We start from the raw sequence: 26,851 nt of genomic DNA, 5'->3' as shown, positions 1-26,851 counted from the left end.
GTGCGACACAAGCGCATGCACGAACGACGCAAGCAGGCGGCGGACCGAGAGTCACAGAAGTCGCAAAGCGCTCCAACATCTCGGCCCGCCAACACCAAGCCTACGAGCGTCCAGGTGGCTTGACGTTCCTTAGGAACTCAGAACCTGGTGCCGATGGTGGAGCGCGGTGGTGAACCCGGATCTCGGCGGTGGTGAACCCGGATCTCGGCTAGGGGAGGGTCGGATCCTCACCCGCCAGCGTGCGGAGCACGTCGATGGTCTCCTGCTCGTCCTGCTCCGTGCCGTGGTCGCTGAGCTTGACCACGACGGTGCGGGTGGTGGGGTTGACGTAGATGTACTGCCCGTAGATCCCGATCGCGGAGTAGTCGTTGCTCCGTCCGCCCGGTGCGTGCCACCACTGCGCCGAGTAGCCCCAGTCGCTGACCTGGTGGGCCGCCGGGGTGGCCAGGCGGGTGATCCAGGCTGCGGGAACGACCTGGGTGTCGCCGACCTTGCCGCCGTCGAGGACGAGCTGGCCGATGTGGGCGAAGTCCAGGGCGGTGGCGTTGAGACAGCAGAAGGACTTCTCGGTGCCGTGGTCGCGGTCCAGGTTCCAGGTCGCCGAGGACTGGGCGCCGCTCGGGCTCCAGATCCAGTCCGAGGCGAGCTCGGCCAGCGGTCGCTTCTCCACCGCAGCCAGGATGGTGCCGAGCAGCTGCGTGTTGACGCTCAGGTAGTCGCCCCGCGAGCCCGGCTCGAACGTCACCCGGCGGTGCTCCCCGAGGAAGCCGGGCAGGTCGGTGGTGAGGAACATCCGGGCGGTGCCGGTGAAGGGCCAGTACGCGTTGTAGTTCTCCGACACGTCGACCCCGGCCGTCATGTCGAGCAGGTCACGGACCGTGATGTCGTCGTAGCGGTTGCCCGAGCGCAGCGCCGGGACGAGGTCGACGAGCCGGTCGGTCTCGGCGAGGTCGCCCCGACCGATCGCCTGCCCGATCATCAGGGAGACGACCGACTTCGCCACCGACCAGGAGCTCATCCGGGTCTGGGGCGTGACGCCGGCGGCGTACCACTCCTGCACCAGCCTGCCGTCGCGCAGCACCACCAGGGCCTTGCTGTGGGTGGTGCTGAGGAAGTCGTCGAGGGAGACGCGTCGGCCCTTCCACGGTACGTCGTCGGGGAGCGCCGCGCTCCCGGAGCCGAACTCCACCGGTGTGCCGGAGGCCGGCAGCGTGCGTGCCGGGAAGAGGTCACCCTGGCGCGACGGTGCGGTGAGCTCGAGCTTGGCGAGCATCACGGGGGAGGGCAGGTGGGCCAGCCGGGTGGCCAGGATCGAGCCCCCGCCCAGCAGGACCACGGCGATGAGCAGGCCGATCCCGAACCGGCGCAGCCGCCGTCGTCGCGTACGCCGAGGTCGGCTCGGCTGCACCGTGGTGACGGGGGTGTTCTCGACCATCTTCACTGCTCCTCACCTGGACTGGTGAGCAGATCCTGCACCATCGAGGGGTCAGCTGAACACCAGTCGGAGCGCTATTCCTAAAACGATTAATCCGATCGCCACGTCCATCACCCTCCACGCCCCGGGGCGCGCCAGGAGCGGAGCCGCCTGCCGCGCCCCGTAGCCCAGCACGGTGAACCAGAGCACGCTGCCCAGCCCCGCGCCCAGCGCGAACCACCACCGACCGGTCGCCCCGTGCGTGTTCGCGATCGAGCCGAGCAGGAGGACCGTGTCGAGGTAGACGTGCGGGTTGAGCCAGGTCAGGGCGAGGGACGTGGCGGCGACGCGGCGGCCCGAGCTGGCGGGCCGGTCGGCGGCGGTGAGGGCCTCGGGGCGCGCGGCGCGGCGCAGTGCGGTGACGCCGTACCAGGTCAGGAAGGCGACGCCGAGCCACCGGACGGCGTCCAGGAGCCAGCCGGCGTGGTCGACCAGGGTGCCGATCCCGGCGACCCCGGCGGCGATGAGCACGATGTCGGAGGCCATGCAGATCGCGACCACGAGCCCGATCCGGTCGCGGCGCAGCCCCTGGCGCAGCACGAACGCGTTCTGCGCGCCGATGGCGATGATCAGGGAGAGGCCGGTCAGCAGGCCCGGTACGACGGCGGTCACGGGGATCGAGGCTAGGGCTGCCCCGGCCCAGAAGGCCAACGAATGTTTCTCAAGGATCTGTAGCAGTGCTTAACTGGACGCCATGGAGCCCGACCCCGGCCAGCTCGCCGCCCTCGTCGCCATCGCCGACCTGGGCAGCTTCGAGGCCGCCGCGCGCGACCTGCAGGTGACCCCGAGCGCCGTCAGCCAACGGATCCGCGCCCTGGAGGCCGCCGCCGGTCAGGTGCTCGTGGTGCGTTCGTCACCGGCGGGGATCACCGAGGCCGGTGCCGCTCTGGTCCGGCTCGGACGCCAGCTGCGGCTGCTCGTCGACGAGGCCCGCCGCGAGCTCGACGGCGCCACCTCGGCTGCCGTCGAGGCCCGCGTCGCGGTCAACGCCGACTCGCTGGCCACCTGGTTCCGACCCGTCCTGCGCGACGTCGCCGGCTGGGGCTCGGTAGCCCTGCGGCTCCACGTCGAGGACCAGGCACACTCCGCCGACCTGCTCCGCCGCGGCGAGGTGCTGGCCGCCGTCACCTCCGACCCGCACCCCGTCCAGGGCTGTTCGGCCGAGCCGCTCGGGACGCTGCGGTACGTCGCCACCGGCACGCCCCGGATCGCGGCCCTGCCCTGGTCGCGGCGCCCGCTGGTGATCTTCAACGAGAAGGACACCCTGCAGCACGAGTTCCTCGCCGGCATCGACGTCGACCCGCCCGCAGTGGTGCACCGGGTGCCGACCTCCGACGACTTCGCCGAGGCGGTCCGCCTCGGGCTCGGCTGGGCCCTGCTCCCCGAGCCGCAGGCGGCAGCGGGGCTGGCGTCGGGGGAGCTGGTCCGACTGGGCCGCGGGCGGGTCGACGTACCGCTGTGGTGGCAACGGTGGCGGCTGGAGTCGGCGACGCTGCGCAGGGTCGGTGAATCGGTGCACGCGGCGGCACGGGCGGGTCTACGCTCCGGAACGTGAGACGTCTTCTGCTGTGGATGTTCGCGATCGCGATGGCGATCGACGTCGCCTACTGGGCGATCTGGTTCACCCACCGCGACTGGCTGGCCAGTGAGCATCGTGAGGCGTACTACCAGTTCGAGAATGCCTTCCCGCTGGCCGACGGGTGGCTCGGGATCGCCTGCCTGCTGGCCTTCGTCGCGCTGTGGCGCGGGCGTGCGGCGGCGACGTTCTGGGTGGCGTGCGCGGGCTCGGCCGGGCTGTATCTCTTCGGCATGGACGTGCTCTACGACCTCGAGCACGGCATCTTCGCCAAGGGCGGCGGCGGTGTCGTCGAGGCGTGCATCGTCACGCTGACCTTGGTCTTCTCCCTGGTCGCGCTGCGTTACTCGTGGACGCGCTGGCAGGGGAACGTCCCCATCTCCTCCAGCGGCAGCGAGTCGCGCCCCGCGCGCGGGTAGCCGCGCACGCTGGTCAGGTCACGCGCCCGCTTCGGGGAGCGGCGCGGCGGCATCAGCCGCTCGATCTGGGCCCGGAGCCGCATCCCGCGGCGGACGAGGAGCTGCTCGACGGCGGTCGGGACGGGCAGGTCGAGGGCGTGCAGCAGCGGCTCGTCGAGCAGGGCGCAGCTCAACCGGGTCGCCACGGTCGCCGGCAGCGCGACGAACGGACGGAACGTGGTCAGCAGGCGCAGGGTCGCGGTGGCGACGTCGTGGCCGCCCGCCGTCGGGGCGAAGTGGTCGCGCTCGTAGGCGTCCATGAACGTCGCGAAGTCGTCGTAGGAGCGCTGCTCGAAGTGGATCCCCATGTGCCGGCCCATCTCGGCGTACAGGTGCGCGCTGGCCTCCCGCTCGTTGCGGGTGCTCGGCCGCCAGCCCCAGGTGTCGATCCAGCGGATCGGCACCACGATGAACGTGCACAGCACGTAGAGCAGGTCCTCGTTGGCGATGCCGTACGCCCGGTGCATCTGGTTGATCCGGCGTACGGCGGCACGACCGCGCTCCTGGTCTATGCCGTGCTCCAGGGCGGCGTCCATCAGCAGCACGGTGTCGTCGTACCGCTTCTGGGTGCGCTCGGTGAACTCACCGGTGCGTGCCAGCAGCTCGCCGATGCTCGGCACGGCGTAGGTGCGGAACAGCGCCAGGCCGAGGGCCTGGGCGTAGTCCCAGGGGAAGTCCTCGGTGGCGCTCAGCGCGTAGATGTCCCGTGCGTCGCGCTCAGGATCGAGCGCCTCGATACGGTCGCGGTTGACGAAACGGTGGGACATCGAACCTCATCTCCGTGATGTGCCGACGGAGAAGTCGCTGCCATACTCCTCGTCAGCCTCGGTCTGCGGGCGGTCCAGCGCATAGCGGTAGATCGTCGCGGTGCTGGCGTTGATCCACAGCCTTGGCGGAGCGCCCGCCGCAGCGATCGCGTCGTGGACCTGGCGGGTGGTCTCCACCCGCGAGCGCAGGATCTCGTCCCGGTTGGCGTCGGTGTAGCGGCAGCCGACGTTCTTCCCGGCCAGGTTGATCACCAGCTCGGCACCGTCGACCAGGCGGTTGAGCGTGGCCTGGTCGTCCCAGCGCCCCTCCGGGCCGCTGCGACCCACCCGCGCGACGTCATAGCCACGCGCGGTCAGATCGGTGACCAGGCGCTGACCGATGAAGCCGTTCCAGCCGGCGACGACGGCGTGGGGGCGGGGCGTCATAAGGAGAACCTAGCCCGCTGATGGCCCCTAGGATGCGGAACATGACTGACGATGACCCGCTGATCACCGGTCTGGTCCGGGCCGTCGAGGCGGATCCCGACAACGCGCCTGTGCGCCTTCACCTGGCTGAGCTCCTGGTGGCGGCTGGGCGAGGAACGGAGGCCGTCGCGCACCTGGCAGTGCTGTTGCAGGGGCAGCCTGACGATGCTCGGGCCGGTGCGCTCATGGCTGCGGCGCTCGGCGGCACTGCGGCCTCCCCGGTCACTGCGACCGAGTCGGTGGCAGCGCGGTCCGAACGCGACGAGGTGGACGAGTACGAGGTCGAGTACGACTGGCATCAGGCCGAGTCGGACCTCGGCCCGATCCTCCCGCCGATGTTCGCCACCTCCACGGCCGAGGAGTCGGAGGTGTCGGCGTACGACGTCGAGAGTGCGGGCCTCACGCTGGCCGACGTCGGCGGGATGAGCGAGGTGAAGAAGCGCCTCAACGCCGCGTTCCTGGCCCCGCTGCGCAACGAGAAGCTGCGCACGATGTATCGCAAGTCGCTGCGTGGCGGACTGATGCTCTACGGCCCGCCGGGATGCGGGAAGACCTACATCGCCCGCGCGCTGGCCGGCGAGATGGGCGCCCGGTTCCTTGCGGTGTCGTTGGCCGACATCCTGGACATGTACATCGGCAACAGCGAGAAGAACGTCCACGAGCTCTTCGAGGTGGCGCGCGCGTCGGCACCCTGCGTTCTCTTCCTCGACGAAGTCGATGCGATCGGGCACAAGCGAAGCTCGCTGACCTCGGACGGGATGCGCTCGGCCGTCAACCAGCTGCTGCTCGAGCTCGACGGAGTCCAGGCGAAGAACGACGGCGTCTACGTGCTGGCTGCCACCAATGCGCCGTGGGACGTCGACCCCGCGCTCCGGAGGCCCGGGCGCTTCGACCGGACACTGCTGGTGCTTCCTCCCGATCAGGAGGCGCGGGAGACGATCTGGCGTCTGCACCTGGTCGACCGGCCGGTGGCCGGCATCGACGTCAACCGGTTGGCCAAGCGTTCGGAGGGCTACACGGGCGCCGACATCGCCTACGTCTGCGAGGCGGCGGCTGAGAACGCCCTGATGCAGGCCGCCGAGAGCGGCGATCTGCATCTGATCGGGCAGGCTGAGGTGGAGGCGGCCCTGGACGACGTACGGCCCTCGGGTGGGCCGTGGTTCGAGACCGCGCGCAACGTGGTCATGTTCGCGAACGACGACGGTACCTACGACGAGCTCGGTGCCTATCTGCGCAAGCGACGCCGTCTGTGAGCGTCGACCGTGTTCGCCACCTGATCGAGCTCGGTCGGTGGACCGAGGCCCTGGAGGTGGCACGAACGGCGTTGGCGAGCGACCCGGGCAACGAGGAGCTGCTGGGGTACACCTGCCTGTGCCAGTGCGAGCTGGGTGCGCTGGTGGACGCTTCGGCCATCGCGGACGCGATGGTCGCGGCCAGGCCGGGGGCGGAATGGGGTCACCGGCTGCGCTCGCAGATCCTGGGGCTCCGCGGTCACCCCGAGGAAGCGCTGGAGTCCGCCCGTGAGGCCGTCCTGTGTGGGCCCCACTCCTGGCTCGCCCAGGTGCGGTACGCCGACGCCGAGATGGAGGTCAACGGCCCTTCCGTGGAGGCGTTGGCCGCGGCACGGCGGGCGGTGAGCCTGGCCCCGAACGAGCCTGACACGCACTTCCTGACAGGGGTCGTCCTGGCTGAGCGGAACGAGGTCGCCGAAGCGCGGGCGTCCTACGAGCGGGCCTTGGCCATCGACCCCGAGCACGTCGCGTCGATCAACAACCTGACCGTGCTGCGCGGCGTCTACCGCATCGTCGGAGCTTCGCGGGGGTTCGCCTCGGCGCTGCGGATCAATCCGCAGATCGGCGTGGCCCGGGAGAACCTCGATCTCCTGGTCCTCAACTTCACGTTGCTGCTCTACCTGCTCGGCGCGGGCTGTCTGATCGCGGCCGGCATCGTCGTCAAGGTCAACGATGGTCCGGGTGTGCCGACCTACCTGGCCGCGGTCGGTGTGACAGCCGCACTCGTGGGGTACGTCGGCCTGACGGCACGCGGAGTGCCCCGCAGCGTCCGTCGCTATGCCTGGTCGGTGTGGAAGGAGACCGGGACGGCGCAGTGGAACACGCTGCTCGCGGTGGCCGCCGTCGTGGTGGCCTATGTGGTCTGCTTCGCTGAGGCGGGCCCGCAGATCACCCCGATCGCTCTGCGCCCCGTTCTGCTGGGGCTGGTGATCCTCGGAGTCCGCTGGGTCGTCCTGCGCAGTCGGAGCCACCGGTGAGCGTCGAGCGAGTGCGTGATCTCGTCGAGCTGAACCGGTGGGCGCAGGCGCGTGAGGTGGCGGAGACCGACCTGGCGAACGACCCGCACAACGTGCTGCTGCTCGGCTACCGTGCACAATGCCTGTCCGAGGAGGAGCTTCTGGTCGAGGCGATCAGATGCGCCGACACGATGGTCGCGCTTGCCCCTGACAATGAATGGGGTCACCGGCTGCGAGCCAGCGTGCTGAACAAGCAGGGCCACCGCGAGGAGTCACTCGAGGCGGCACTGGCAGCGGTTCGATGCTCGCCGCACGAGTGGCTGTGTCATCTGCAGCTCGTCAGTTCGATGATGGCGGCCAGAGGGCCACGCGCCAGTACCGTCGAGGCCGCGCGGCACCTCGTGTCATTGGCGCCCGGGCAGGCGGATGCCCACTATGCCCTGGGTGTGGTGCTCCAGGGGCGCAACAGGCGGGCGCGGGCCAGAGCCGCCTACCGGCAGGCACTCGAGCTGGACCCACAGCACTCCAGCGCGATGAACAACCTGACGGTCCTCGGTGGCTTCTCCAACCCGCTGCGAGCCTCACGCGGCTTCGCCGCCGCCCTCCAGTTCGACCCGCAGGACGACGTACCACGGCGCAACCTCGGGTTGCTGCTGGTGAACGTGACGTTGACGCTGTACCTGCTCGCCTCCGCAACGGTGCTGGCGACGACGGTCGCCGCGAACCGCGAGACCGGCACGCGGACCACGTCACTGGTGACGGCGCTGGTGGGTACGGCGGTGACCGTCGCCTACGCCGCCTGGGTGGGGCGAGGCGTTCCGCGCGGAGTCCGACGCTTTGCGGCAGAGCAGTGGCGCCGAGAGCCGGTGGCGATCATCACCATGCTCCTGGCGCTGGCCGGGCTGGCGGCGGCGTACGTCGTCGCTCTGGCGCCCGATGGCGCCAACCTCGGCACCGCGCTCTCACGACCGATCGTGTGCGCTGCGGTGCTGATGGGGATGCGGTGGAGTGTGCGGCGTGCACCCTGGTGGCGGCGCCGCTCATGATGGGGACATGAGCGGCGCCACGGCTCACGCGACGGCCGGCATCTCCAGCGTCGGCGGCAGGGCCTCGCTCATCGCTGGTGCGACGGGAGGAGTGCTCGCGGCCGCGGCCGGAACCGGGAGCGGCGCACCGACCGGTAGGGCCGCGATCGTGATGGGTGCGGCGCGGGTGGCGCCTTCGCGGGAGGACCAGATGGTGAGCAGTACGCCGGCAGGGATGGTGACGACACCGGGAGCGCCGACCAGCGGATCGCCGGACGCGATCCCGTAGGCCAGCCAGACCACCGCGCCGGTGGCTCCCATCGCCCAGGCCAGGGGCGAGCCGCCAGGCTTCTTCGTGCGGATCGCACGGACGACGTGGGGAAGGATCGTGATGGTGGAGAAGAGGGTTCCGAAGGCGCCGAGAACGACGATGGGCGACACGAGGGCGAGCTGCTTTCCGGGGTGAGGAGATGGGTGCTCTCGGGCATGGCAAAGCCAGCCGAAGGTGGCGGGGGATGGCTCAATTATCGAGCCGCGCGGGCCCTACCCAGAAACGGACGACGGGGGTTCGGAGTGTGATCTTGGCGTCACTCGTCGACGACCTGCCGTGCTGGCCGACGTAGTCGGCCTGCGGGACACCTGCGCCCGCGGTGCCCGGAGACCCCGACCGTGCGCTCAGGGCTAGGGCGCACGGTCGGGGGAGGAGGATCTAGAGGGCAACCTCGGGTATCTGGATCGGCGGCACCCTGGCCGGGTCGGTCAGTTCTGTCTGGACCATTTCGTACAGAAGATTGGCCAACTCTCTCCGGCCACTGGCCAACTCGGCGTCAGGCAATGGCGCCAGTTCCTCCGCGAGGCCACCAGTTGGAAGGAAGGGGTCAAAGTTGCCGTTCAGCAGGTTGGTCAGCCCGACCTTCTCAAGAGCGCGCTGGATGGTATCCATGTTGGACTGGGTGACCCCACTGGCGATGGCTGCCCTGACGATGAGCGTCAGCACCTCGAGCGGCCACGAGGCGTCGCGCTCGCCCCAGGCGTTGATTCCTTCGCTGACACAGTTCGAGGTGCTCTCGATCGCGCGGGTCCAATTCGTGGCGTCTGACGCGTCAGTCCGACAGGCGAGCAGATAGCTTTCGAGTGCATCGCGATGCTGGCGCATGTTGTGCAACGTGTTTCCTAGCCAGATCATCGAAACATCGGATGCCCCCGGCGCTGTGGCTGCAGCGCGGAAGAGATCAATCTGCAGATGGCCGATTCTCTCCTGGGCGCGAGCGTAGTTGCGAATAGCGACGTCGCTCTTGGGGTACTTTCGAAGCATTTCCAGCGTGATCGACGCGGCTAGGTCGTTCATGTTGTCAGTGTGGAGGCTGTCAAGTGCAACTCCGACATGATCGTCGAGCAGATCGAAAGGCGCACCGATCGTGACGGATCCATCCGAGGAGACTGAGATCTCGAGGATCTTGAAAAGCTCCTCACGCGCGCGTTCCCGGTCCTCCTTCCGGTGACTGTGGGCCAATTGGCCGAGAACCAGCCGGCGAACCTGTGTGTCGTGGGGGTAGGCCTGCACTGCGGCCTGTGCGATCGGAATGCGTGCTTCCGGAACGCCGAGCTTGTCTGACCCGTTCATGAGCCGGATGTAGTCCTTCGAGGCGAGCACGGTCGAGTCGTCGTCGAGGATCTGGGCCACGTGTTCCAGGAACCCGACGCGGTCCTGGGCCGTGACGGCATTCATTGCGGTCCTGAAGAGATCGACCGGAAGCTTTCCCTCGCGGGCCTTTCCGAGCAGATCGCTGATGATCTTTCCAGGCGACGCTGGCTGGTTCTTGTCCTCGATCAATCCGTATTTCTTGGAATACTTGGATAGTTCACGCTTGGTGCGACCGAGTTCTTTTCGTAACTGACCCTCCTCTGAGCCGAGGGTGGCGGTGACGACGTTGCTGGGGAGGCTTGGAAGCCAATCGTGGACCGGATTCTCTGAGACCCGACCCTCTTCGGGCTCTGACGTGGTCTCTTTCAAGAAGTTCGAGATGGCGGTCCGGAGGGGCGAGATGGCCGAGATCGAGGAAGTGCCGTAGGTGTGGATGCGATAGGACGCGAGGTCGAATGGGAGATCCGGGGTCCGGTCTTCGTCGCGTATGATCAGGGTTCCGTGGGCCCTGAGTGCGTGACGAATGCCTAGTTCGTAGAACACATTCGGGTTGAGGTCCGTGAGGTCGGCTACGACGAGATCCGCAGTGGCCAGTCTTTCGACGATGTCGCGCGAAATTGCTCCAGCCTTCGCCACTTCGTCGGCCCGTGTTACGTCATATCCGGCCTTCTCTAGTTCGGGGCGGACGTAGTCGAAGTAGATTGTCTGGAAGTGGCGGTGCTCCTCGCTGCCCTCCTTGCGGATCGGCATGATGACAAATGCGTCCATGGCTGGAGTCCCTTCAAGTATGGGTCATACTCAACGGGCTCTTTCTACCGTGGAGGAATCCTCGTGTCAGGCGAACAGAAAGATTTTGGTTTCTGGAGGGGAGAGGGCGGGCCGCCCCGCAGTTCGAGCGCGTCAGTGCCCCCACGCGCTTGCCGTGGATAGGGCACGTCGGCCGACGGTGCCTGCGTGACGGGCTGGCCTGTAAGCCGGGTTCTGTCCTCCGAGGAGGGGCGATCATCCATCTCGGACCACCGTTGCCAGTGGCCTCCAGCAACCTACCCGTGCTCTCCGGCGGGCCGCCGTCGTCACCCGGGGGTGACACGAGCACTGTCTGGTCTTGCTCCAGGTGGGGTTTACCGAGCCGGCCTGGTCGCCCAGGTCGCTGGTGAGCTCTTACCTCACCGTTTCACCCTTACCGTCCGGCCGGAGCCGGTTGGCGGTCTGTTCTCTGTGGCACTGTCCCGCGGGTTTCCCCGGATGGCCGTTAGCCATCACCTTGCCCTGTGGAGCCCGGACTTTCCTCGACGTCGTGAGGTTGCCCCCACGTCGACGCGATCGCCCGGCCAGCCCGTCACGCGTCGGGCAGTCTATCGGGTGGCTACCGGGTGATCCGCACTGACTGAGCCCGGACCTGGATCACCGAGGCTCCTGAACGCAGGGTCAGCAGCCGGGTGCCGTGCACTCGCGGCGTGCGCACATGCAGTCGTACGACGCCGTGCGCATCGGCCACCGCGGTGGTGCGCAACGGGCCCCACACCACGCTCACCCTGCTCCGCGCCGCGAATCCTGTGGCGCGGAGCGCCACCGGAGTCGCGGCCCGGACCGACCCGACGAGCCGCCCCGCGAGGGTGCGTACGGCGACAGCGCGCGCCGACCGCGCCGCCGCCACGACGTACGACGTCGTGCCGACGCCGCCGCCGGTCCGGGCCCGACAGGTGGTCACGGTCCGCGACGGGACGCTGATCCTCCGGGTGGCCGGTCGGGAGCAGGTGACGGCGACCCCGCCGGTCGCCGTCGGGGTCGGCAGCGTCAGGGTGAGCGTCCGGGCCGAGGCGAGCACGCTCACCCGGGTGGTGCCGGTCAGCACGGGCGGGGAGGCCACCGTCGGCGGGGTGCCGGACAGACCGGCGGCGGTCGTCATGATCCACGGGGCGACCGAGGCGGTGTCGGTGTAGAAGGAGTCGCTGGCGCACTCCTCGTCGCCGTAGGAGGTCGAGCCGATCAGCAGTCCGCCGGCGACCAGCGGCCCACCGGAGTCACCGTTGCAGGTGCCCCGCGGGCCGGAGTTGTGCAGCGTCCCGGCGCTGGTCAGGCGCACCGACACCCCGACGGAGTTCAGGGTCGCAGACGCGGCGCTGGCGCTGCCCGAGGTCTTCCCCCACCCCAGGGTGGTGGCGGCGACCATGCCGGCCGGGGCGAGCCGGGCCAGGACGGCGTACCGCGGCACCAGGCTGGCCGGGATGGGCGAGGCGAGATGGATCAGCCCGACGTCCCCGACGGCGTTGATGTCGTCCTCGGTGGCGACGTACGCGGGATCGGTGAGCACCGCGTCGACGGTGCCGACCGACGTCATCGAGGCGGTGGCGGGGGAGCCCGCCAGCACTGTCACCCGATTCGGGGAGCTGGCGCGTTCGGTGCAGTGCGCGGCGGTCTGCACCAGCTGCGGCGCGATCACCGACCCGGTGCACTGGCTGAAGGTGGCCAATGGGCCCGAGGCCAGTGCGCTGGTGCGGATCCGGACCAGCACCACCCACGGCCACGTCGCGCTGTACGTGGTCGGGGAGACCTCGTTTCCTCCGATGATGCGCGGGCCGTTCTCGGCGGCCGGCGCCGGCCCGGCCGCGCCGACCAGTGCGGCACCGGTGGTGAGGGCGACGAGGGTCGCGAGGGCGGTGAGGGAGGCGACGCGGGCGGCCAGGCGCGTCGACCCGCGCGTCACCCGACCCTGTTCCGAGACAGAAGGGAGCACAGGGCGACGCTAACTCCGCCACACCGCCCGCGAACAGCGTTGTCCGCCCCTCAAGAAGCCCCCGGAGGCCCCGCAGACACTCCCGACCGCCCCTCCCGAGCACTCGCGGAACATTTCCGAGTTGAGAATGGTTCCCATCTCATGACCGAGTTCGACTTCCAGGCCCCGCCGATCGTCTTCCCTGGCCAGGGGCCCGAGCGTGCCTACCGGACCGCTCACGACTTCCTGTCGCGCCGCTTCCCCAACGAGGCGCTCGACATCCTCACGCCCGCGCTGGAGGAGGACCCGACCAACTCGGGTCTGCGCCAGCTCCAGGCCTGGGCGCTGATGCTGCGCGCCCAGCTCGGCCCTGCCGAGACGGTGCTGCGTGCCCTGGTCGAGGAGAGCCCCGACGACATCTGGGCCCGGCACGCGCTCGGCCGGGTGCTGGAGCGGCAGTCGCGCCTGCCCGAGGCTCTGGGACACCTCAAGCTCGCTGCGGCGATGTCGGACGACTACGACCACACCGCAGCGGTCTACCGTGTCACCCGTGTCCTCGAACGAGACGGCGAGAACCGCTGACGTCACGCCGGTGGTCGCCCGGATCTGGCACACGCTGGCCGGACTGGGCGACCCCGAGCGGGCGGTGGCTCAACAGGCGTACATGAAGTCCGAGACCCCGTTCCGGGGTCTGACCTCGCCCGAGCTCGCCGCCACCCTCAAGCCGATCCTCGCCGACTGGGAGCCGCCGACCCGCGCCGGGTGGGAGCAGGCGATCCGAGAGCTGTGGGACGACGTCGCCTACCGTGAGGAGTGGTACGCCGCTCTCGCGCTGCTGCGCCATCGCCACGGTCGCGGGTGGCTGGACCCCGAGCTTCTCGGGCTGCTGCGCCACCTGATCACCACCGGAGCCTGGTGGGACGTCGTCGACGTGATCGCGACCCACCCGTTGCGCGACGCGCTGGCGGCGTACCCCGACGAGATCGGCCCGGTGATGCGGGCCTGGGCCCGCGACGACGACCTGTGGCTGCGCCGCAGCGCGGTGCTGTGCCAGGTAGGACGCAAGGCGCAGACCGATCGTGCGCTGCTCCTCGACGCGATCGAGGCCAACCTCGCCGATCGTTCCTTCTGGCTGCGCAAGGCGATCGGCTGGGCGCTGCGCGACCAGGCCCGGCACGACCCGGCCTGGGTGCTGGCCCAGGTCGAGCGCTGGGGCACCGACCTGTCGGGGCTGTCGCGACGCGAAGCCCTCAAGCACCATCAGCACCTCGCCTGAGCGCCCGCACGGGGCTAGGTTGAGGACATGAGTGACAACGACAACGGTCTGGGCGAGCCGGAGTTCTGGTTCTGCCTCAAGCACCACACCGTCGAGGGTCCCGAGGGCTGCAAGGCCAAGGACCGGCTCGGCCCGTACCCCACCGAGGCCGAGGCGGCCAACGCCCTGAACAAGGTCGCCGAGCGCAACGAGGAGTGGGAGTCGGACCCGAAGTGGAACGACACCGGCGACGACTCCGGTAACGGCTGACCCGCCCCGGACTTCCGTAGAGATCCTGAGTCTCAGAGCCAGCCGTTCTGCTCGGCGATCCTGACCGCCTCGGCGCGGTTGCTCGCGCCGGTCTTCCCGATCACCGCCGACAGGTGGTTGCGCACCGTTCCCTCCGACAGGAAGAGGCGGCCCGCGACCACCGCCACGCTGGCGCCGTCGCGTGCTGCCTTCAAGACGTCGGTCTCGCGCGGGGAGAGCGGTGACTCGCCGCTGATCAGGGAGTCGGTGGCCAGCAGCGGGTCGACGACCCGGAGCCCGGCCTGCACCCGGCGTACGGCGTCGGCGAGCTGTGCTGCCGGGGTGTCCTTCACCACGAACCCGCTGGCGCCGGCCTGGAGCGCACGGCGCAGGAAGCCGGGGCGCCCGAAGGTCGTCACGATCAGGACCCGGGTGTCGGGGTAGGCCGCTCGTACCGCCGCGGTCGCGCTGATCCCGTCCAGGCGCGGCATCTCCACGTCGAGCAGTGCCACGTCGGGGCGGTGCGCGGCCACCGCGGCCATCACCTCGTCGCCGTCACCCACCTCGGCGACGACCTCGAGGTCGGGCTCGAGGTTGAGCAGGGCCGCCAGTGCGCCGCGGACCAGGGCCTGGTCGTCGGCGAGCAGCAGCCGGATCGGCGTACTCACGCGACCGCCACCGTCAGGCAGAAGCCGGGGGAGAGCGACTCCACCGAGAGCGAGGCGCCGAACGCGGTGGCCCGCTCGCGCAGGCCGACCAGGCCGGAGCCGGAGCCGGACGCAGTGCCGGGGGAGGCACCGTCGAGGGTGGGCCCCGAGCCGTTGTCGCGCACCTGGGCACTGGTCGCGCTCAGCACGATCTCGCAGCGTGCCGCGCCGGAGTGCCGGATCACGTTGGTCACCCCTTCGCGCACGGTCCAGGCGAAGAGCTCGTGCAGGTCGTCGGGGACCACGTCGACCGAGGTCGGCAGGGTGGCGCCGATCTCGGCTGCCTCCAGGGCGGCCCGGGCCCGGGCCAGCTCGCCGGGCAGGGTCAGGTCACGGTAGCCCTCCACCGCGCGCCGGACGTCGGTCAGCGCGGTGCGCGAGAGCCGCTCCAGGTCGGCGACCTCGGCGCGGGCACGCTCGGGGTCGACGTCGAAGAGGCGCTGGGCGAGCTCGGCCTTGACCGTGATCACGGTGAGGGAGTGGCCCAGGATGTCGTGCAGGTCGCGGGCGAACCGGTTGCGCTCGTTGGTCACCGCCAGCAGGGTGTTCTCCTCCTGGGCGGCCCAGAGTTGGAGGTTGCGGGTCATCACCGTGCGCATGCCGAGGATCGCCAGCGAGCCGAGCCCGGTGCCGAAGGCCAGGCCGTTGGCCGCGCCCCAGCCCTGCAAGTGGCCCAGGGTGAGCACCGCCAGGGCGAGGGCCACCACGCTGGGGATCGCCGCGCGCAGCGGCAGCGTCATCATGGTGGCGACCGACAGGAAGATCGCCGCGGTCAGGCCGTCCTCGCCGACGCAGACGACCATCACCGCGGCCAGCGCCAGCATCGCCCCGAGGTAGGTCACCGCCCACCCGATCGGGGGCTGGTCGAGCATCCGCTGCCGGGAGCGGCGGGCGCCGATGAAGACGACGGTGTAGAGCGCCATGAACGCCAGCGTCGCCACCAGCCCGACGACCCCGGAGACGCTGGTGCGGTGGTCCCAGCCGTGCAGCAGCGCCGGGATCAGGAACCCCAGCCACAGGCAGGCGATCCACGGGCCCAGCGCGCTGGGACGGCGCGCCCACGGGGCGTCGGGGCCGCACGACGCGGCACTGGTGCTGGGGTTCATCGGGAGCATCCTCACACCCGGGCGGTGTCCTTGCTCATCCGCCAGGCGGCTCCGGCGATGAACAGGGCCAGCCAGACCACCGCGTTGACGACGGCGTACCAGGGCAGCTCGTGCGTCAGCGGAGCCCGGGCGATCTCGGCGACGCCGTACATCGGAGTCCAGTAGGCGATGTCGCGCACCACCGGCGCGTAGTTCTCCAGTGGGATGAAGACGCCGCCGAGGAAGGAGAGCAGGGCCAGGCCGGGGCCGAGGATCTGCATGGCGTTCTCACCGGGCACGATGTAGCCGACGAAGACGCCGAGGGCGGCGAACGTCAAGGTGCAGACCAGGGCCAGCACGGCACTGATGATCCAGATGTGGGTGGGCATCTCGGCCTTGCCCATCGCGATCCCGGCGATGTTGACCGCCACGATCGCCAAAGCACCCATCGCGAGCGAGACCAGGGCCTTCATCACGATGTAGGCGACCGGGTTGAGCGGGGTCAGGCGCAGCTGCCGGGACCAACCGGTGGCCCGTTCCAGCGCCACCATCGAGCCGGTCGCCGCCGAGGTGAGGGCGGCCCCGTAGAGCGCCATCGAGATCAGGATGTACGCCGCCACGTTGCCCGATCCGGCCCGGTCCTGCCATCCCGACTGGCCGCCGAAGACCAGCGCCAGCGCGGCCGGCAGGAGCAGGGTGAAGATGATCGTGCGGCGGTTGCGCAGCATCCGCAGCAGCTCGATCCGCAGCACGGTGAGGCTGAAGCCGCCCAGCGGCGGGACCCGGCGTGCGCCGACGTCGATGGTGGTGGGAAGCGTGGTCATACCGAGACTCCGTTCTGGTTCTTCTCCGTCAGGGCGAGGAAGGCGTCCTCGAGGTTGGTGCTGGTGATCTCCAGGTCGCAGGCGCTGGTGCGGGTGAGCAGGTAGCGCGCGGCCTCGTCGCTGGCCTTGCCGTGCACCAGCACCTGGTCGCCGCGGAACTCGACCTTGTCCACGCCGGGCAGGGTCTGCAGGCCGCGCAGCGCCTCGCCGTCGAGCTGGGGCAGGGTGGCGCGGACGGTCCGGCCCGCGGCCAGGGCACGGATCTGGGAGCCGGTACCGTCGGCGACGATCTGCCCGGCGTTGATCACCACGATCCGGTCGGCGTACTGGTCGGCCTCCTCCAGGTAGTGGGTGGCGAACAGCACCGTCCGTCCGGCGGCCGCGTCGGCGCGGATCGCGCTCCAGAACGTACGTCGACCCTCGACGTCCATCCCGGTGGTCGGCTCGTCGAGCAGCAGCAGCGCCGGATCGGGGAGCAGGGCCATCGCGAAGCGCAGCCGCTGCTGCTCGCCGCCGGAGCACTTGTTCACCTTGCGGTCGGCGATCTCGCTGATCCCGGCCGAGGCCAGGGCGCGGTCGACGTCCATCGTGTCGGCGAAGAGCGCTGCGGTGTAGGCGACGGTCTCGCGGACGGTGAGGTCCTTGAGCAGGCCCCCGGTCTGCATCACCGCGCTGACCAGGCCGCGGGCGATCGCCTCGCGGGGCTTGAAGCCCAGCACGGTGGCGGTGCCCTCGGTCGGTGCCGAAAGCCCCAGGATCATGTCGATGGTGGTGGTCTTGCCGGCGCCGTTGGGGCCGAGGAAGGCGACCACCTCGCCGGGATGGAGCTCCAGGTCGATGCCGCGCACGGCATGGACGGAGCCGAAGGACTTGGAGACGCCGTGGAGCGCAACGGCGGCCACGCCGCGAGCGGGCACTGCTGGGTTCACCGTGGTCATGACCTCAGCATGACCCCGATCACGCCGGGTCACCCGGATGAGCTTGCATGAAGTCGACATGACATCTGTCAGGGCCGCTAGTCTTTACTCCGGCCGGCGGGAGGGAAGCTTGTCGGCGAGATGACATAGGGGAGCGCATGTCCGAGACGGACGTTTCGCGTCCGGTGGGGTGGAAGACTCGGCATGCACGTCGCGTGGCGTTGGTCGATGCTGTCGTGCTGCTCGCGGCAGCGGCAGGAGCCTGGTTCCTCCGGTTCGGTCCCGGCGAGCCCGACACCCTGACCGGGGCCGGTCACCAGGGGCACCTGGTGGCGGGGGCGGTGCTGGCACTGCTGTGGTGGGGACTGCTCGGTCTCTACGGCTCCCGCGACCCCGATGCCGGTCTCTCCTGGGGCGCTGAGGCGGGTCGCCTCGCGCGCGGCACCTTCGCCACCTTCGGTGCGGTCGGGATCGCCTCGGTGCTCTTCGTCATCGACGTCTCGCGGGTCTTCCTCTTCCTCACCTTCGTGCTCGGCTTCGCCGCCCTGCTGGTCGTCCGCGGCCTGTGGCGGCTGCGGCTGCGTGCCCAACGGGCCGCCGGTCTGCACCAGTCCCGGGTGCTGATCCTCGGCTCGGGTCGCTCGGCCCGCCGGATCGCGCGGGCGTTCGCCCAGGAGCCCGGCTGCGCCTACCGCGTCACCGGCGTGCACGTGATCGACCAGCCGCAGGACTCCCCGTCCCTGCTGTGGCGCACCGCCGAGGCCGACGCCACCCCGATCCCGGTACTGGGCAGCACCCACAGCCTCGACGAGGCGCTGGCGGTCAGTGGCGCCGACACCGTCATCGTCAGCGACTCCGAGCAGGTCGGCCCCGACGGCCTGACCGAGCTGGTCTGGCAGCTCGCCGAGCGCAGGATCACCCTGATGGTCTCCCCGAACGTGACCGGGGTGGCCCAGCCCCGCCTGGACCTGCGCGAGGTCTCCGGGCTGCCGTTCGTGCACGTCGAGGAGCCGCGCTACGCCGACGCGAACACCTGGGGCCGAGCCCTGTTCGACCGGGTGCTGGCCGCGGCGATGCTGGTCGTGCTCTCCCCGGCGATGCTCGCCGCCACGCTCACCTGCCGTCGTGCGCGGCGCGGCCCCGCCCTGACCCGCAGCACCCGGGTCGGCCTGGGCGGCACCACCTTCACCATGCTCCGCTTCGACAGCCCCGAGACCTCGTGGGTGCACCGCGTCGGCCTCGATGAGTCGCCTCAGCTGCTGCACGTCCTGACCGGATCGATGAGCCTGGTCGGCCCCCGCCCGCTCACCCCGGCGAAGGTCGCCGAGCACCACGACGACGCCGTCGGACGACGACTGCTGGTCAAGCCCGGGATCACCGGCCTGTGGCAGAGCTCGGGCGCCTCCGCCGAGCGCTGGGAGGACGCCCGCCGACTCGATCGCGAGTACGTCGAGAACTGGTCGATCGGCCGCGACCTGGCGGTGCTGTGGCGGACCGTTCGGGCACTGCGCACCCGGGCCCGGATCACCGCCGAGGTGGCACGCCTGCAGGCCCGCATCGACGAGGTCGCGCCGACCTCGAAGGCGCGGCTGTGGGTCGACGACCGGGGCGCGATCTTCCTCAACACCTACCCGCTCTTCGGGGGCGACACCGCCGACCTGCTGGCCCAGATCGACGCCCTGCTGGCCCGTCGCGAGCCGGCCCTGGTGGTCACCGTCAACGTCGACCAGATCCTCGACCTGGAGCGCGAGCACAAGACGATGGAGGTCTACGACGGCGCCGACCTGCTGGTGATGGACGGCATGCCCGTGGTCCAGCTCGCCCGGATGCTCGGCGCCGACGAGGTGCACCGCCACACCGGCGCCGACCTGCTCCCGCTGATGGCCGAGGAGTCCGCCGACCGGGGCTGGCGGGTCTCGATCCTCGGCGGTGCCAGCGGAGTCGCCGAGGCCGCAGCCGAGCAGCTGCGCGAGACCTACCCGGGCGCGGTGGTGAACTCGGTGGAGTTCCCGATGATGCGCGACGTCGCCGACCCGGCCTCCCTCGACGTGGTGGCGGCCCTGGCCGACCAGCGCCCCGACCTGGTCTTCGTCTGCCTCGGTGCGCCCAAGCAGGAGCTGTGGATGCTCACCTGGCGCGAGCGGCTGCCGCCGGCGGTGTACGTCGGTGCCGGCGCGGCGGTCGACTTCGCCGCGCAGAAGGTCTCCCGCGCCCCGGTCTGGTTGCAGCGGGTCGGCGGGGAGTGGCTGTGGCGGCTGGCCCAGGAGCCGCGTCGCCTGGCCGGCCGCTACCTGCTCAAGGGGCCACGGTTCCTGCGCGTGATGGCCCGCTCGCTGCGCAGCGGCAGCGGCGGTGGCGGCGCCGGTGGCCGTGGCCGGGGGACGTCATGACGGAGCAGCGTGGACCCGGCGCCACCACCCCCGAGCAGGTGCTGCCGCTGATCGTGCGACCCGACCCGGTCGTCGGCGAGCCCGACTGGCGGGAGCGCTACGCCCGCTCCCGGGCCTGGGTCGACCTGATCGTGCTGCTCGGCTCGGGCGCGATCACGCTCGCCGTGGCCTGGGCGCTGCCCCGCGGCGTCGGACCCGGCGCCCAGCTGTGGCAGTACGTCCACATCACGTTCGGGCTGGTGGCCTGGAGCCTGCTCACCCAGCGGATGGTCAAGGTCTACGACCGCAAGTCCATGCTCGAGGGCCCCGAGGAGTACCAGCGCCTGCTGCGTGCCGTCGTACTCGCCTTCGCCGGGATCTCGGTCGTCGGCGCACTGACGGCGTTCAGCCTGTCCCGGTTCTTCCTGCTCACCTTCTTCTCGCTCAGCACCCTCGGCATGCTCGGCACCCGCAAGCTCGCCCGCACCCGCCTGGTGAAGGCACGGGTCGCCGACGTCGGAGCCCTCAACCGGGTGCTGGTGATCGGCGGGGCCCGCTCGGCACGCCAGCTCGCCGCCGCCTTCGGGCGCCACGTCGAGGACGGCTACCGCGTCACCGGGGTGTGGTGGCCCGACACCTACGCCCACTTCGGACCCGAGATCGACGTCGCGGGGGAGCGCCTGCCGTCGTACGACAGCACGCACACGCTGGCGGTGGCGATCGCCGGTGCCCGGGCCGACACCGTGATCGTGACCGACACCGAGCTGCTCGGCAACGTCGGCCTCAAGGCGCTCGGCTGGGCGCTGGAGGGCACCGGGATCGACCTGCTGGTCTCGCCCAACGTGGTCGACCTCGCCGGCCCCCGGATCCATGTCCGGCCGGTGGCGAACCTGCCCCTGATCCACCTCGACGAGCCGCAGTACATCGGCGCCTCCCGGTTCGAGAAGGAGGCGCTGGACAAGGTGATCGCGGTCGGCGCGCTGATCGTCTTCTCGCCGCTGATGCTGGCGATCGCCCTCGCCATCAAGATCACCGACCGGGGCCCGGTCTTCTACCGCTCCGAGCGGGTCGGCGTCGGCGGCGCGACCTTCAGGATGTGGAAGTTCAGGACGATGGTGACCGGCGCCGACCAGCTCCGCGAGGACCTCACCTCCGACGTCGCCGGCGAGGACCAGACCGTCTCGCCGCTGTTCAAGATGCGCGCCGATCCGCGGGTCACCCGGGTCGGCCACCTGCTGCGCCGCTACTCCCTCGACGAGCTGCCGCAGCTCTTCAACGTCCTGGCCGGGCAGATGAGCATCGTCGGGCCCCGCCCGCCGTTGCCCGCCGAGGTGGCCGCCTGGGAGGGTGGCGTCGAACGTCGACTCCTGGTCAAGCAGGGCATGACCGGCCTGTGGCAGGTCAGCGGCCGCTCCGACCTGCCGTGGGAGGAGACGGTCAGGCTCGACCTCGACTACGTCGAGAACTGGTCCATCGTGCGGGACCTCCACATCATCTGGCGGACGGTCCGGGCCGTCCTGTCCTCCGACGGCGCCTACTGAGAAAGGGAGATCGGTGGATCTTCGCGAATACCTCCTGCTGCTGCTGAGGCGGTGGCAGTTCTTCGTCGGCACGGTGGTGATCGTCGGCGGCGCCCTGATGGCGGCGTCGTTCTCCATCCCGGCGACGTACCAGGCCACGGCCTCGGTCTACGTCAGGGCCGACCCGGAGAAGGCCGCCGCCAGCCTCGGCGCCGACTCCTCGGGCGAGTCCGGCGCGACCCAGATGCAGAAGGCCGACCTGGTCGCCACCGAGCGGGTGAAGGCCTACGCGATGGTGGTCACGTCCGAGTCGGTGATCACCCCGGTGATCTCCGAGCTCGGCCTGAACGCCTCCTTCAGTGACGTCGCCGGACGGATCACCACGGAGATCCCGAGCAACTCCTCGGTCCTCCTGGTCCACGTCACCGGTCGTACGGCGGCCGACGCGGCCAACCTCGCCAACGCGGTCGCCACCCAGCTGCCGATCGCGGTTGCGGCACTGGAGGGCCAGTCCAGCTCGATGGCCTCGCCGATGCAGTTCAGCGAGCTCCAGAAGGCGCTGCCCCCGCGCGCCCGGATCTCGCCCAACCTCAAGCTCAACGCGGTGGTGGCGCTGCTGCTCGGCCTGATCCTCGGCGTCTTCGTCGCGGTGCTGGTCGAGACCTTCGACAGCCGCCTGCGTCGCGGGGCCCAGATCACCGCCGCCGGGGTGCGCTACCTCGGCGGGGTGCGGGCGCTGGTGGGCCGCGAGCGGGAGCAGATCGCCCACCCGGAGACCCTGCCCATCGAGGTCCAGGAGCTGCTCGACCGGATCGGTGTCGAGGTGCTCTTCGCTGCCGGGGGAGCCCCGACCGCGCTGGTCGTGACCTCGCCGCGCTCGGGTGCGGGCACCACCACCGTCGCCGCCGGGCTCGCGCTCGGCCTGGCCCGGGGCGGCAACCGGGTCGCCTACCTCGACCTGAGCGAGCCCGGCGACCAGCTCGCCACCCGGATCGGGCTGACCGAGTCCAGCGGCCTGACCGACCTGATGAACGGCCGGGTCGAGCTCGACGCCGCGCTGCACTTCTGGGAGGCCGGCGGCTTCACCGTGATCCCGCGCGGCGTCGCCTCGATGAACGCCGCCGAGATGCTCGGTTCGGACGCCTTCGAGCGCCTGGTCTCCACCCTGCGCGACCTCTACGACGTCGTCCTGATCGACGCCCCCGAGATCCGCTCCAGCCCCGAGGCCGCCCTGGCCATCCGGGTGGTGCCCGAGGTGCTGCTGGTGGCCCAGGCACGCCGTACCCGACGCAAGGACGTGATGGACTCCCTCGACGCGGTGGCCCGCAGCCGGGGCCGCGTCCTCGGCGTGGTGCTCAACCAGGTCAGTCGGGGCAACGCCGTCGACGGTCTGGCCGACGCCCGGGTCGCCGGGCTGCCGGGTACCCGCGCATGACGCTGCTGATCGTCACGCCGATGCACGACGAGGCCGACAACGTCGCCGGTCTGGTCGCCATGCTGCGCGCCCAGACCTTCACCGACTTCGCCTGGGTCGTGGTCGACGACGGCAGCACCGACTCCACCGTGGCCCGGCTCTCCGAGGTCGACTCAACGGGGCTGGCGCGGGTGGTGAGCAAGGCCAACGACGGTGGACTGATCGGCGGGTCGGCGTACACCTCGTGGCGGTACGGCGTCACCGCGGCGCTCGCCGAGCGCGACGACTACACCCATGTGATGAAGCTCGACGCCGACGTCCGGCTGCAGCCGGACTACCTCGACCTGGTCGTGCCCGCCGCCACCGGCAGCGTCGGCATCGCCGGTGGGGTGATCGTCTCGGCCGGGATGGCCGAGCAGAAGCTGCACGTGCCCGGCCCGGTCAAGCTCTTCACCCGGGCGGCGTACCACCTGGCCGAGGACCTCCCGGCCGCGATCGGCAACGACGTGATGGACGAGGTGATCGTCGCCGAGGGCGGCCTGAGCACCCTGGTCCTGCCCGAGGCGCGGTTCGAGCTCTCCCGCGAGATCGGGGCGAGCGAGGGCCGGGTGCACGGGCGCTACCGCAACGGGCGGGTCTGCCGCTGGACCGGCTACGACCCGTTCTACTTCCTCTTCCACGCCGCGCGCTACCTGGGCCGGCGGCCGCGGCTGATCGGCACCGTCGCGATGCTCTGGGGCTACCTGAGCGCCGGACCCGGCCCCTATCCGTCGCGCCTCAAGCGGGCCCACGCGCGGATGCAGCGCACCAAGCTGCGCTCGATGCTCCGCAACCCGTTCGCGTTCTGGCGACGGGTCTACCACCTGGAAGGAACCACGATGGCAGTCGAGGACGAGCGGCCCACCCTGCACGCCGAGGGCACCGGGAACTGGATGATCTCCCCGGAGGTGCTGGAGTTCCTGCAGCGCCACGTCACCGCCGACTCGGTCACCGTCGAGACCGGTGCGGGCTACTCCACGATCGCGCTCTCCCAGATCGGCGCCCGGCACACCGTGATCACGCCCTCGGAGTCCGAGGCCGCCGCGATCGGTGCCTGGTGTGCCGACCACGGCATCTCGATGGAGCGCACCGAGTTCCGGTTCGGCTACTCCCAGGACATCGTGCCCACCCTGGACCTGGGCGAGACCGACCTGGTGCTGGTCGACGGCGGGCACGGCTTCCCGATCCCGGTGATCGACTACTTCTACCTCAGTACGGCGCTCAAGGTCGGCGGCCACCTGCTGGTCGACGACGTCGACATCTGGACCGGCTCGATGATCGTCGACGTGCTCAAGGCCGAGCCCGAGTGGGCCTACGAGGGGCTGCTCAACCGGCGCACGGCGGTCTTCCGCAAGGTCGCGCCGGTGCAGGCCCGGGAGTGGGTCGACCAGCCCACCGTGGTCGCCAAGAGCCGGCTGGGCCGACTGCGTCGCCAGGGGCTCAACGGCCTGGACCGGCTGGTGCACGGCGACCTGGACGGGCTGCGCCAGCGGGTCGCGCGGACCCAGGCGCTGCGCCGGGCACGGCGAGGCTGAGCCGTTCGGGTCAGGGGCGGTTGCGCGCCGAGTGCGCCACCAGCGCCGGGACCTGCGCCAGCCGGGCACGGTTGTCTGTCGGGCTCCCGGCCCTGACCGTGGCGTAGATCGCCCGATGCAGGGCGACCCCGTCGGCCCACTCCCGGCGCGCCATCGAGGGCAGCTCCGGGGTGTCCTCCGTCGCGCTGCCGGTGCGATCGGTGCGGTCGAGGTCGGCCAGCGCCGTGCTCACGTCGGCAGCGCTCAGCGGTGCGTCGTAGAGCCGCACCCAGCCGGGCCCGAACTCCTCGACCAGGCTCTCGGTCGCCGGGGTGCGGCCGGTCAGCACCGCCCGCCCGACGCTGAGGGCGTAGAGCAGCGCGCCGGAGTTGTACATCGACCGGTAGGGCAGCACCACCAGCCGGTGCTGCTGGGTCAGGCTGACCAGCTCGGCGTCGTCGAGGTGACGCTCGACCAGCTCCTGGTCGGGGTGGGCGGCCAGCAGGGACCCGATCTCGGCGCCGTACGACGCCGGGGTCGGTGCCCCGGCCAGGGTCAGGTCGACACCGGCCACGGCGGCGGCCTCGATCAGGGTCTCGATCCCCTTGTAGGGCCGCAGCATCCCGAAGAGCAGCAGTGACCGCTCCGGGGCCGCGAGCGGGTAGGTCAGCCCGGCGGTCCGCTCCAGCCAGTCCCGGTAGCTGCCGTGCAGCACCACCACGCCCTGGGTGTAGTCGTTCTCGGCGGACTCGTTGAGGTAGATCCGTGCCGAGACCAGTCGTTCGAGTCGGGCGAAGAGCCAGCGTTCGGCGCGGGTCTCGCCGTCGTGATCGGCCAGGTTGTGCATCGTCTGCACCACCGGCGTACCGCGGCGGCGCAGGCGCCACAGCAGGATCGCCGAGGTGGCGAGCTTGAGGGCGGTGCGCCAGCGGCTGGAACCCCGCACCAGGTGCTTGGGCCAGTGCACGTGGAACACGTCGGGGCGGCTCAGCAGCGCCGTGACCGGGGTCAGGAACGCCACCTCGTCGTGGGCGGCGACCCCGCCGACCAGCTCGTGCAGGTACGGGTTGTCGGTGGCCTTGAGCGGGCCGTGGGAGTAGAGCACCTGCATCACGACCTCCCCAGCACGGAACGACCATAGGCGACCAGGGCGGCACCGTCGCGGCGGACCGGGGCCAGGACCAGGGTGGCGGCGCACACGGCGCCCCAGACCACGAGCAGGACCAGCAGGGTGGGCACCGCAGACCAGGACGGCAGCGTCGTCGACACCGCCCAGGTCAGGGCACAGGCGGCGCCGAAGACGGCGACCGGTCGGGAGGCCTGACGTAGCAGGGGGCCGGCGGCGATCTGGACCCGCGGCCCGACCAGGGCGACGTTGCTGGCCAGCAGCAGCGCCTGCCCGGCGGCGGCGGCCAGCGCCACCCACAGCGCGCCGTGCGGTGCGGCCACCAGCATCAGCGCGACCATCGCGATCCGGGCACCGAGCTCGGCGCCGAAGAGCACCTCGGTGCGGCCGTGGGCGAGCAGGATCCAGTAGTAGATGTACTGCAGCGACTGCAGCGCCGCGGCCAGGCAGAGTGCCCGGATCAGGGGCACCGCCTCGTCCCAGCCCGGCCCCAGCGCGACGCTGGTCAGCGACGGCGCGGTGGCGGCGATGACGCTCAGCGCGCCGAGCAGGATGGTGGCCAGCACCAGCTGACCGCGGGCGACCGCGGCGCTGAACGCCGCCGGGTCGTCACGGTGACGGACCAGGTGGGGGAGGACCACCCGGGTCAGCGGCGCCGCGACCTGCTGGACCGGCATCCGGGCGACCTGGAAGGCACGGTTGTAGAAGCCCAGGGTGGAGGCGCCCCAGCGGTGCCCGATGATCACCGCGTCGGCGTTGCTGGAGACGTAGTTGACCACCTGGGCGCCGAAGGTGAAGAGCCCGAAGCGCAGCAGCGAGCGCATCGGCTGGGTGCGGTCGGGCCAGCCCGGCCACCAGCCGGCGCGGGCGGCGAGCATGGCGGTGGTGCCCCAGGCGGCGACGAGCTGCTGCACGACCAGACCCCAGTAGGAGCCGCCGCACACGATCACCACGACCCCGGCCGCCAGGCCGGCGAGCTGGGCGATCACGTCGATCATCGCCAGGTCGGTGAAGCGCTGGGCCCGGTTGAGCTCGGTGCGGAACTGCCCGCCGAAGCCGTTGGCCACGAAGACCCCGGCCAGGGCTGTCGCGACCGGGGCGACGGCGTCGCGGTCGTAGAGCGCTGCCAGGGCGGGGGACAGGCCCCAGACCACGAGGCCGATCGCGATCCCGATCGCCGAGGTGATCCACCACAGGTTGCTGCGCTGGCCGGCGGTGAGATCGCGGGCCTGGAGGGCGGCCAGGGAGAGGCCGACGTCGCCGATCACGTAGGCCACACCGACCACGCTGGTGACCATCGACACCAGCCCGAAATCCGAGGGATCCAGGACACGGGAGAAGAGCACCAACGCTACGATCTGGACCACATATCGGATCCATTGACCTGCGAGGGTGACGACTGCATGCCTGCCGGCGGACCGCCTGGTCATCCCGTTCCCCTCGATTCCTCTGATGCCC

The 26,851-nt window shown here is 70.7% G+C and carries 25 protein-coding genes and 1 other RNA gene; 12 read left to right on the top strand and 14 right to left on the bottom strand.

Translation table 11 applies throughout. The annotated features are described in order from the left end of the window. Positions 1-208: 208 nt before the first annotated feature. Both Q1V88_RS18690 and Q1V88_RS18685 read right to left on the bottom strand, forming a co-directional pair. Positions 209-1,435 (bottom strand): serine hydrolase, encoded by a 1,227-nt coding sequence (locus tag Q1V88_RS18690; protein ID WP_300683304.1) that lies wholly within the window; start codon positions 1,433-1,435, stop codon positions 209-211. A gap of 51 nt (positions 1,436-1,486) precedes the next feature. Continuing rightward, positions 1,487-2,086: a LysE/ArgO family amino acid transporter gene (locus Q1V88_RS18685; protein WP_366914108.1), complete on the bottom strand. Its 600-nt coding sequence runs from the start codon at positions 2,084-2,086 to the stop codon at positions 1,487-1,489. An 82-nt stretch (positions 2,087-2,168) separates the two neighbouring features. Between Q1V88_RS18685 and Q1V88_RS18680 the strand changes: the two genes are divergently transcribed. Together Q1V88_RS18680 and Q1V88_RS18675 are read left to right on the top strand one after the other, a co-directional pair. Beyond that, complete coding sequence (locus Q1V88_RS18680) at positions 2,169-3,029, top strand: LysR family transcriptional regulator ArgP (protein WP_300683302.1); 861 nt, start codon at positions 2,169-2,171, stop codon at positions 3,027-3,029. Next, positions 3,026-3,469 (top strand): hypothetical protein, encoded by a 444-nt coding sequence (locus Q1V88_RS18675; RefSeq protein WP_300683300.1) that lies wholly within the window; start codon positions 3,026-3,028, stop codon positions 3,467-3,469. Before Q1V88_RS18680 ends, Q1V88_RS18675 begins: the two co-directional genes overlap by 4 nt. On the opposite strand, the gene Q1V88_RS18670 is transcribed toward Q1V88_RS18675, so the two are convergent. Beyond that, positions 3,394-4,275 (bottom strand): oxygenase MpaB family protein, encoded by an 882-nt coding sequence (locus Q1V88_RS18670; RefSeq protein ID WP_300683298.1) that lies wholly within the window; start codon positions 4,273-4,275, stop codon positions 3,394-3,396. The two genes, Q1V88_RS18675 and Q1V88_RS18670, sit on opposite strands and share 76 nt — an antisense overlap. Before the next feature lie 6 nt (positions 4,276-4,281). Further along, positions 4,282-4,701 carry an NAD-dependent epimerase/dehydratase family protein gene (locus tag Q1V88_RS18665; protein ID WP_300683296.1) on the bottom strand — a complete coding sequence of 140 codons (420 nt, stop codon included), beginning with the start codon at positions 4,699-4,701 and terminating at the stop codon, positions 4,282-4,284. 41 nt (positions 4,702-4,742) lie between these two features. Here Q1V88_RS18665 and Q1V88_RS18660 point away from each other — a divergent pair, with 41 nt between their 5' ends. Genes Q1V88_RS18660 through Q1V88_RS18650 form a run of 3 tightly spaced genes read left to right on the top strand, consistent with a single transcriptional unit; the run spans position 4,743 to position 8,034 of the window. Continuing rightward, the gene (locus tag Q1V88_RS18660; RefSeq protein WP_300683294.1) at positions 4,743-5,993 is read left to right on the top strand and encodes an AAA family ATPase; all 1,251 of its coding nucleotides are present in this window, start codon (positions 4,743-4,745) and stop codon (positions 5,991-5,993) included. After that, on the top strand, positions 5,990-7,009 hold the full coding sequence (locus Q1V88_RS18655; protein WP_300683292.1) for a tetratricopeptide repeat protein: 1,020 nt from the start codon (positions 5,990-5,992) through the stop codon (positions 7,007-7,009). Before Q1V88_RS18660 ends, Q1V88_RS18655 begins: the two co-directional genes overlap by 4 nt. Continuing rightward, positions 7,006-8,034: a tetratricopeptide repeat protein gene (locus Q1V88_RS18650; RefSeq protein WP_300683291.1), complete on the top strand. Its 1,029-nt coding sequence runs from the start codon at positions 7,006-7,008 to the stop codon at positions 8,032-8,034. Before Q1V88_RS18655 ends, Q1V88_RS18650 begins: the two co-directional genes overlap by 4 nt. 24 nt (positions 8,035-8,058) lie before the next feature. Here the strand turns inward: Q1V88_RS18650 and Q1V88_RS18645 are convergent, their stop codons facing one another. The 4 genes from Q1V88_RS18645 to Q1V88_RS18630 all read right to left on the bottom strand — a co-directional run bounded on the left by Q1V88_RS18645 (position 8,059) and on the right by Q1V88_RS18630 (position 12,395). Beyond that, positions 8,059-8,454 carry a hypothetical protein gene (locus tag Q1V88_RS18645; protein ID WP_300683289.1) on the bottom strand — a complete coding sequence of 132 codons (396 nt, stop codon included), beginning with the start codon at positions 8,452-8,454 and terminating at the stop codon, positions 8,059-8,061. Between the two features lie 268 nt (positions 8,455-8,722). Continuing rightward, complete coding sequence (locus tag Q1V88_RS18640; protein WP_300683287.1) at positions 8,723-10,426, bottom strand: hypothetical protein; 1,704 nt, start codon at positions 10,424-10,426, stop codon at positions 8,723-8,725. A gap of 186 nt (positions 10,427-10,612) precedes the next feature. Beyond that, positions 10,613-10,997: RNase P RNA component class A (gene rnpB / locus Q1V88_RS18635), an RNA gene on the bottom strand. A gap of 27 nt (positions 10,998-11,024) precedes the next feature. Continuing rightward, positions 11,025-12,395, bottom strand: a complete 1,371-nt coding sequence (locus Q1V88_RS18630) for a trypsin-like serine protease (protein ID WP_300683284.1) — start codon at positions 12,393-12,395, stop codon at positions 11,025-11,027. A 141-nt stretch (positions 12,396-12,536) separates the two neighbouring features. On the opposite strand from Q1V88_RS18630, the gene Q1V88_RS18625 reads away from it, so the two are divergent. Genes Q1V88_RS18625 through Q1V88_RS18615 form a run of 3 tightly spaced genes read left to right on the top strand, consistent with a single transcriptional unit; the run spans position 12,537 to position 13,899 of the window. Then, positions 12,537-12,956 (top strand): tetratricopeptide repeat protein, encoded by a 420-nt coding sequence (locus Q1V88_RS18625; RefSeq protein ID WP_300683281.1) that lies wholly within the window; start codon positions 12,537-12,539, stop codon positions 12,954-12,956. Continuing rightward, positions 12,925-13,650, top strand: a complete 726-nt coding sequence (locus Q1V88_RS18620) for a DNA alkylation repair protein (protein WP_300683279.1) — start codon at positions 12,925-12,927, stop codon at positions 13,648-13,650. The genes Q1V88_RS18625 and Q1V88_RS18620 overlap by 32 nt, the downstream gene beginning before the upstream one ends. Positions 13,651-13,677: 27 nt before the next feature. After that, the gene (locus tag Q1V88_RS18615) at positions 13,678-13,899 is read left to right on the top strand and encodes a hypothetical protein (protein ID WP_300683277.1); all 222 of its coding nucleotides are present in this window, start codon (positions 13,678-13,680) and stop codon (positions 13,897-13,899) included. Positions 13,900-13,931: 32 nt separating this feature from the next. Here Q1V88_RS18615 and Q1V88_RS18610 read toward each other — a convergent pair whose 3' ends face one another. Genes Q1V88_RS18610 through Q1V88_RS18595 form a run of 4 tightly spaced genes read right to left on the bottom strand, consistent with a single transcriptional unit; the run spans position 13,932 to position 17,432 of the window. Then, positions 13,932-14,546: a response regulator transcription factor gene (locus Q1V88_RS18610; protein WP_300683275.1), complete on the bottom strand. Its 615-nt coding sequence runs from the start codon at positions 14,544-14,546 to the stop codon at positions 13,932-13,934. Continuing rightward, the gene (locus tag Q1V88_RS18605) at positions 14,543-15,691 is read right to left on the bottom strand and encodes a histidine kinase (RefSeq protein WP_300683273.1); all 1,149 of its coding nucleotides are present in this window, start codon (positions 15,689-15,691) and stop codon (positions 14,543-14,545) included. The genes Q1V88_RS18610 and Q1V88_RS18605 overlap by 4 nt, the downstream gene beginning before the upstream one ends. Positions 15,692-15,702: 11 nt before the next feature. Beyond that, positions 15,703-16,494, bottom strand: coding sequence for an ABC transporter permease (locus tag Q1V88_RS18600; protein ID WP_300683271.1), 792 nt, complete (start codon positions 16,492-16,494; stop codon positions 15,703-15,705). Continuing rightward, the gene (locus Q1V88_RS18595; protein WP_300683268.1) at positions 16,491-17,432 is read right to left on the bottom strand and encodes an ABC transporter ATP-binding protein; all 942 of its coding nucleotides are present in this window, start codon (positions 17,430-17,432) and stop codon (positions 16,491-16,493) included. The genes Q1V88_RS18600 and Q1V88_RS18595 overlap by 4 nt, the downstream gene beginning before the upstream one ends. A gap of 194 nt (positions 17,433-17,626) precedes the next feature. On the opposite strand from Q1V88_RS18595, the gene Q1V88_RS18590 reads away from it, so the two are divergent. From Q1V88_RS18590 to Q1V88_RS18575, 4 genes are read left to right on the top strand one after another with little or no spacing between them, the layout of a single operon-like run. Continuing rightward, on the top strand, positions 17,627-19,801 hold the full coding sequence (locus Q1V88_RS18590) for a WecB/TagA/CpsF family glycosyltransferase (RefSeq protein WP_300683265.1): 2,175 nt from the start codon (positions 17,627-17,629) through the stop codon (positions 19,799-19,801). Next, positions 19,798-21,321, top strand: a complete 1,524-nt coding sequence (locus Q1V88_RS18585; RefSeq protein ID WP_300683263.1) for a sugar transferase — start codon at positions 19,798-19,800, stop codon at positions 21,319-21,321. Before Q1V88_RS18590 ends, Q1V88_RS18585 begins: the two co-directional genes overlap by 4 nt. A gap of 13 nt (positions 21,322-21,334) precedes the next feature. Continuing rightward, positions 21,335-22,735 (top strand): polysaccharide biosynthesis tyrosine autokinase, encoded by a 1,401-nt coding sequence (locus tag Q1V88_RS18580; protein ID WP_300683261.1) that lies wholly within the window; start codon positions 21,335-21,337, stop codon positions 22,733-22,735. After that, positions 22,732-24,288: a glycosyltransferase gene (locus Q1V88_RS18575; RefSeq protein ID WP_300683259.1), complete on the top strand. Its 1,557-nt coding sequence runs from the start codon at positions 22,732-22,734 to the stop codon at positions 24,286-24,288. The genes Q1V88_RS18580 and Q1V88_RS18575 overlap by 4 nt, the downstream gene beginning before the upstream one ends. Positions 24,289-24,298: 10 nt before the next feature. Here the strand turns inward: Q1V88_RS18575 and Q1V88_RS18570 are convergent, their stop codons facing one another. Continuing rightward, positions 24,299-25,378: a hypothetical protein gene (locus Q1V88_RS18570; protein WP_300683258.1), complete on the bottom strand. Its 1,080-nt coding sequence runs from the start codon at positions 25,376-25,378 to the stop codon at positions 24,299-24,301. After that, complete coding sequence (locus tag Q1V88_RS18565; protein WP_300683256.1) at positions 25,378-26,823, bottom strand: lipopolysaccharide biosynthesis protein; 1,446 nt, start codon at positions 26,821-26,823, stop codon at positions 25,378-25,380. The genes Q1V88_RS18570 and Q1V88_RS18565 overlap by 1 nt, the downstream gene beginning before the upstream one ends. Between the last annotated feature and the right edge of the window lie 28 nt (positions 26,824-26,851).

Origin of the sequence: Nocardioides sp., from assembly GCF_030150155.1 — a bacterium.
Taxonomy (GTDB): domain Bacteria; phylum Actinomycetota; class Actinomycetes; order Propionibacteriales; family Nocardioidaceae; genus Nocardioides.
Note: the sequence above shows the minus strand (reverse complement) of the source record. Positions and strands in the feature narration are given on the sequence as shown.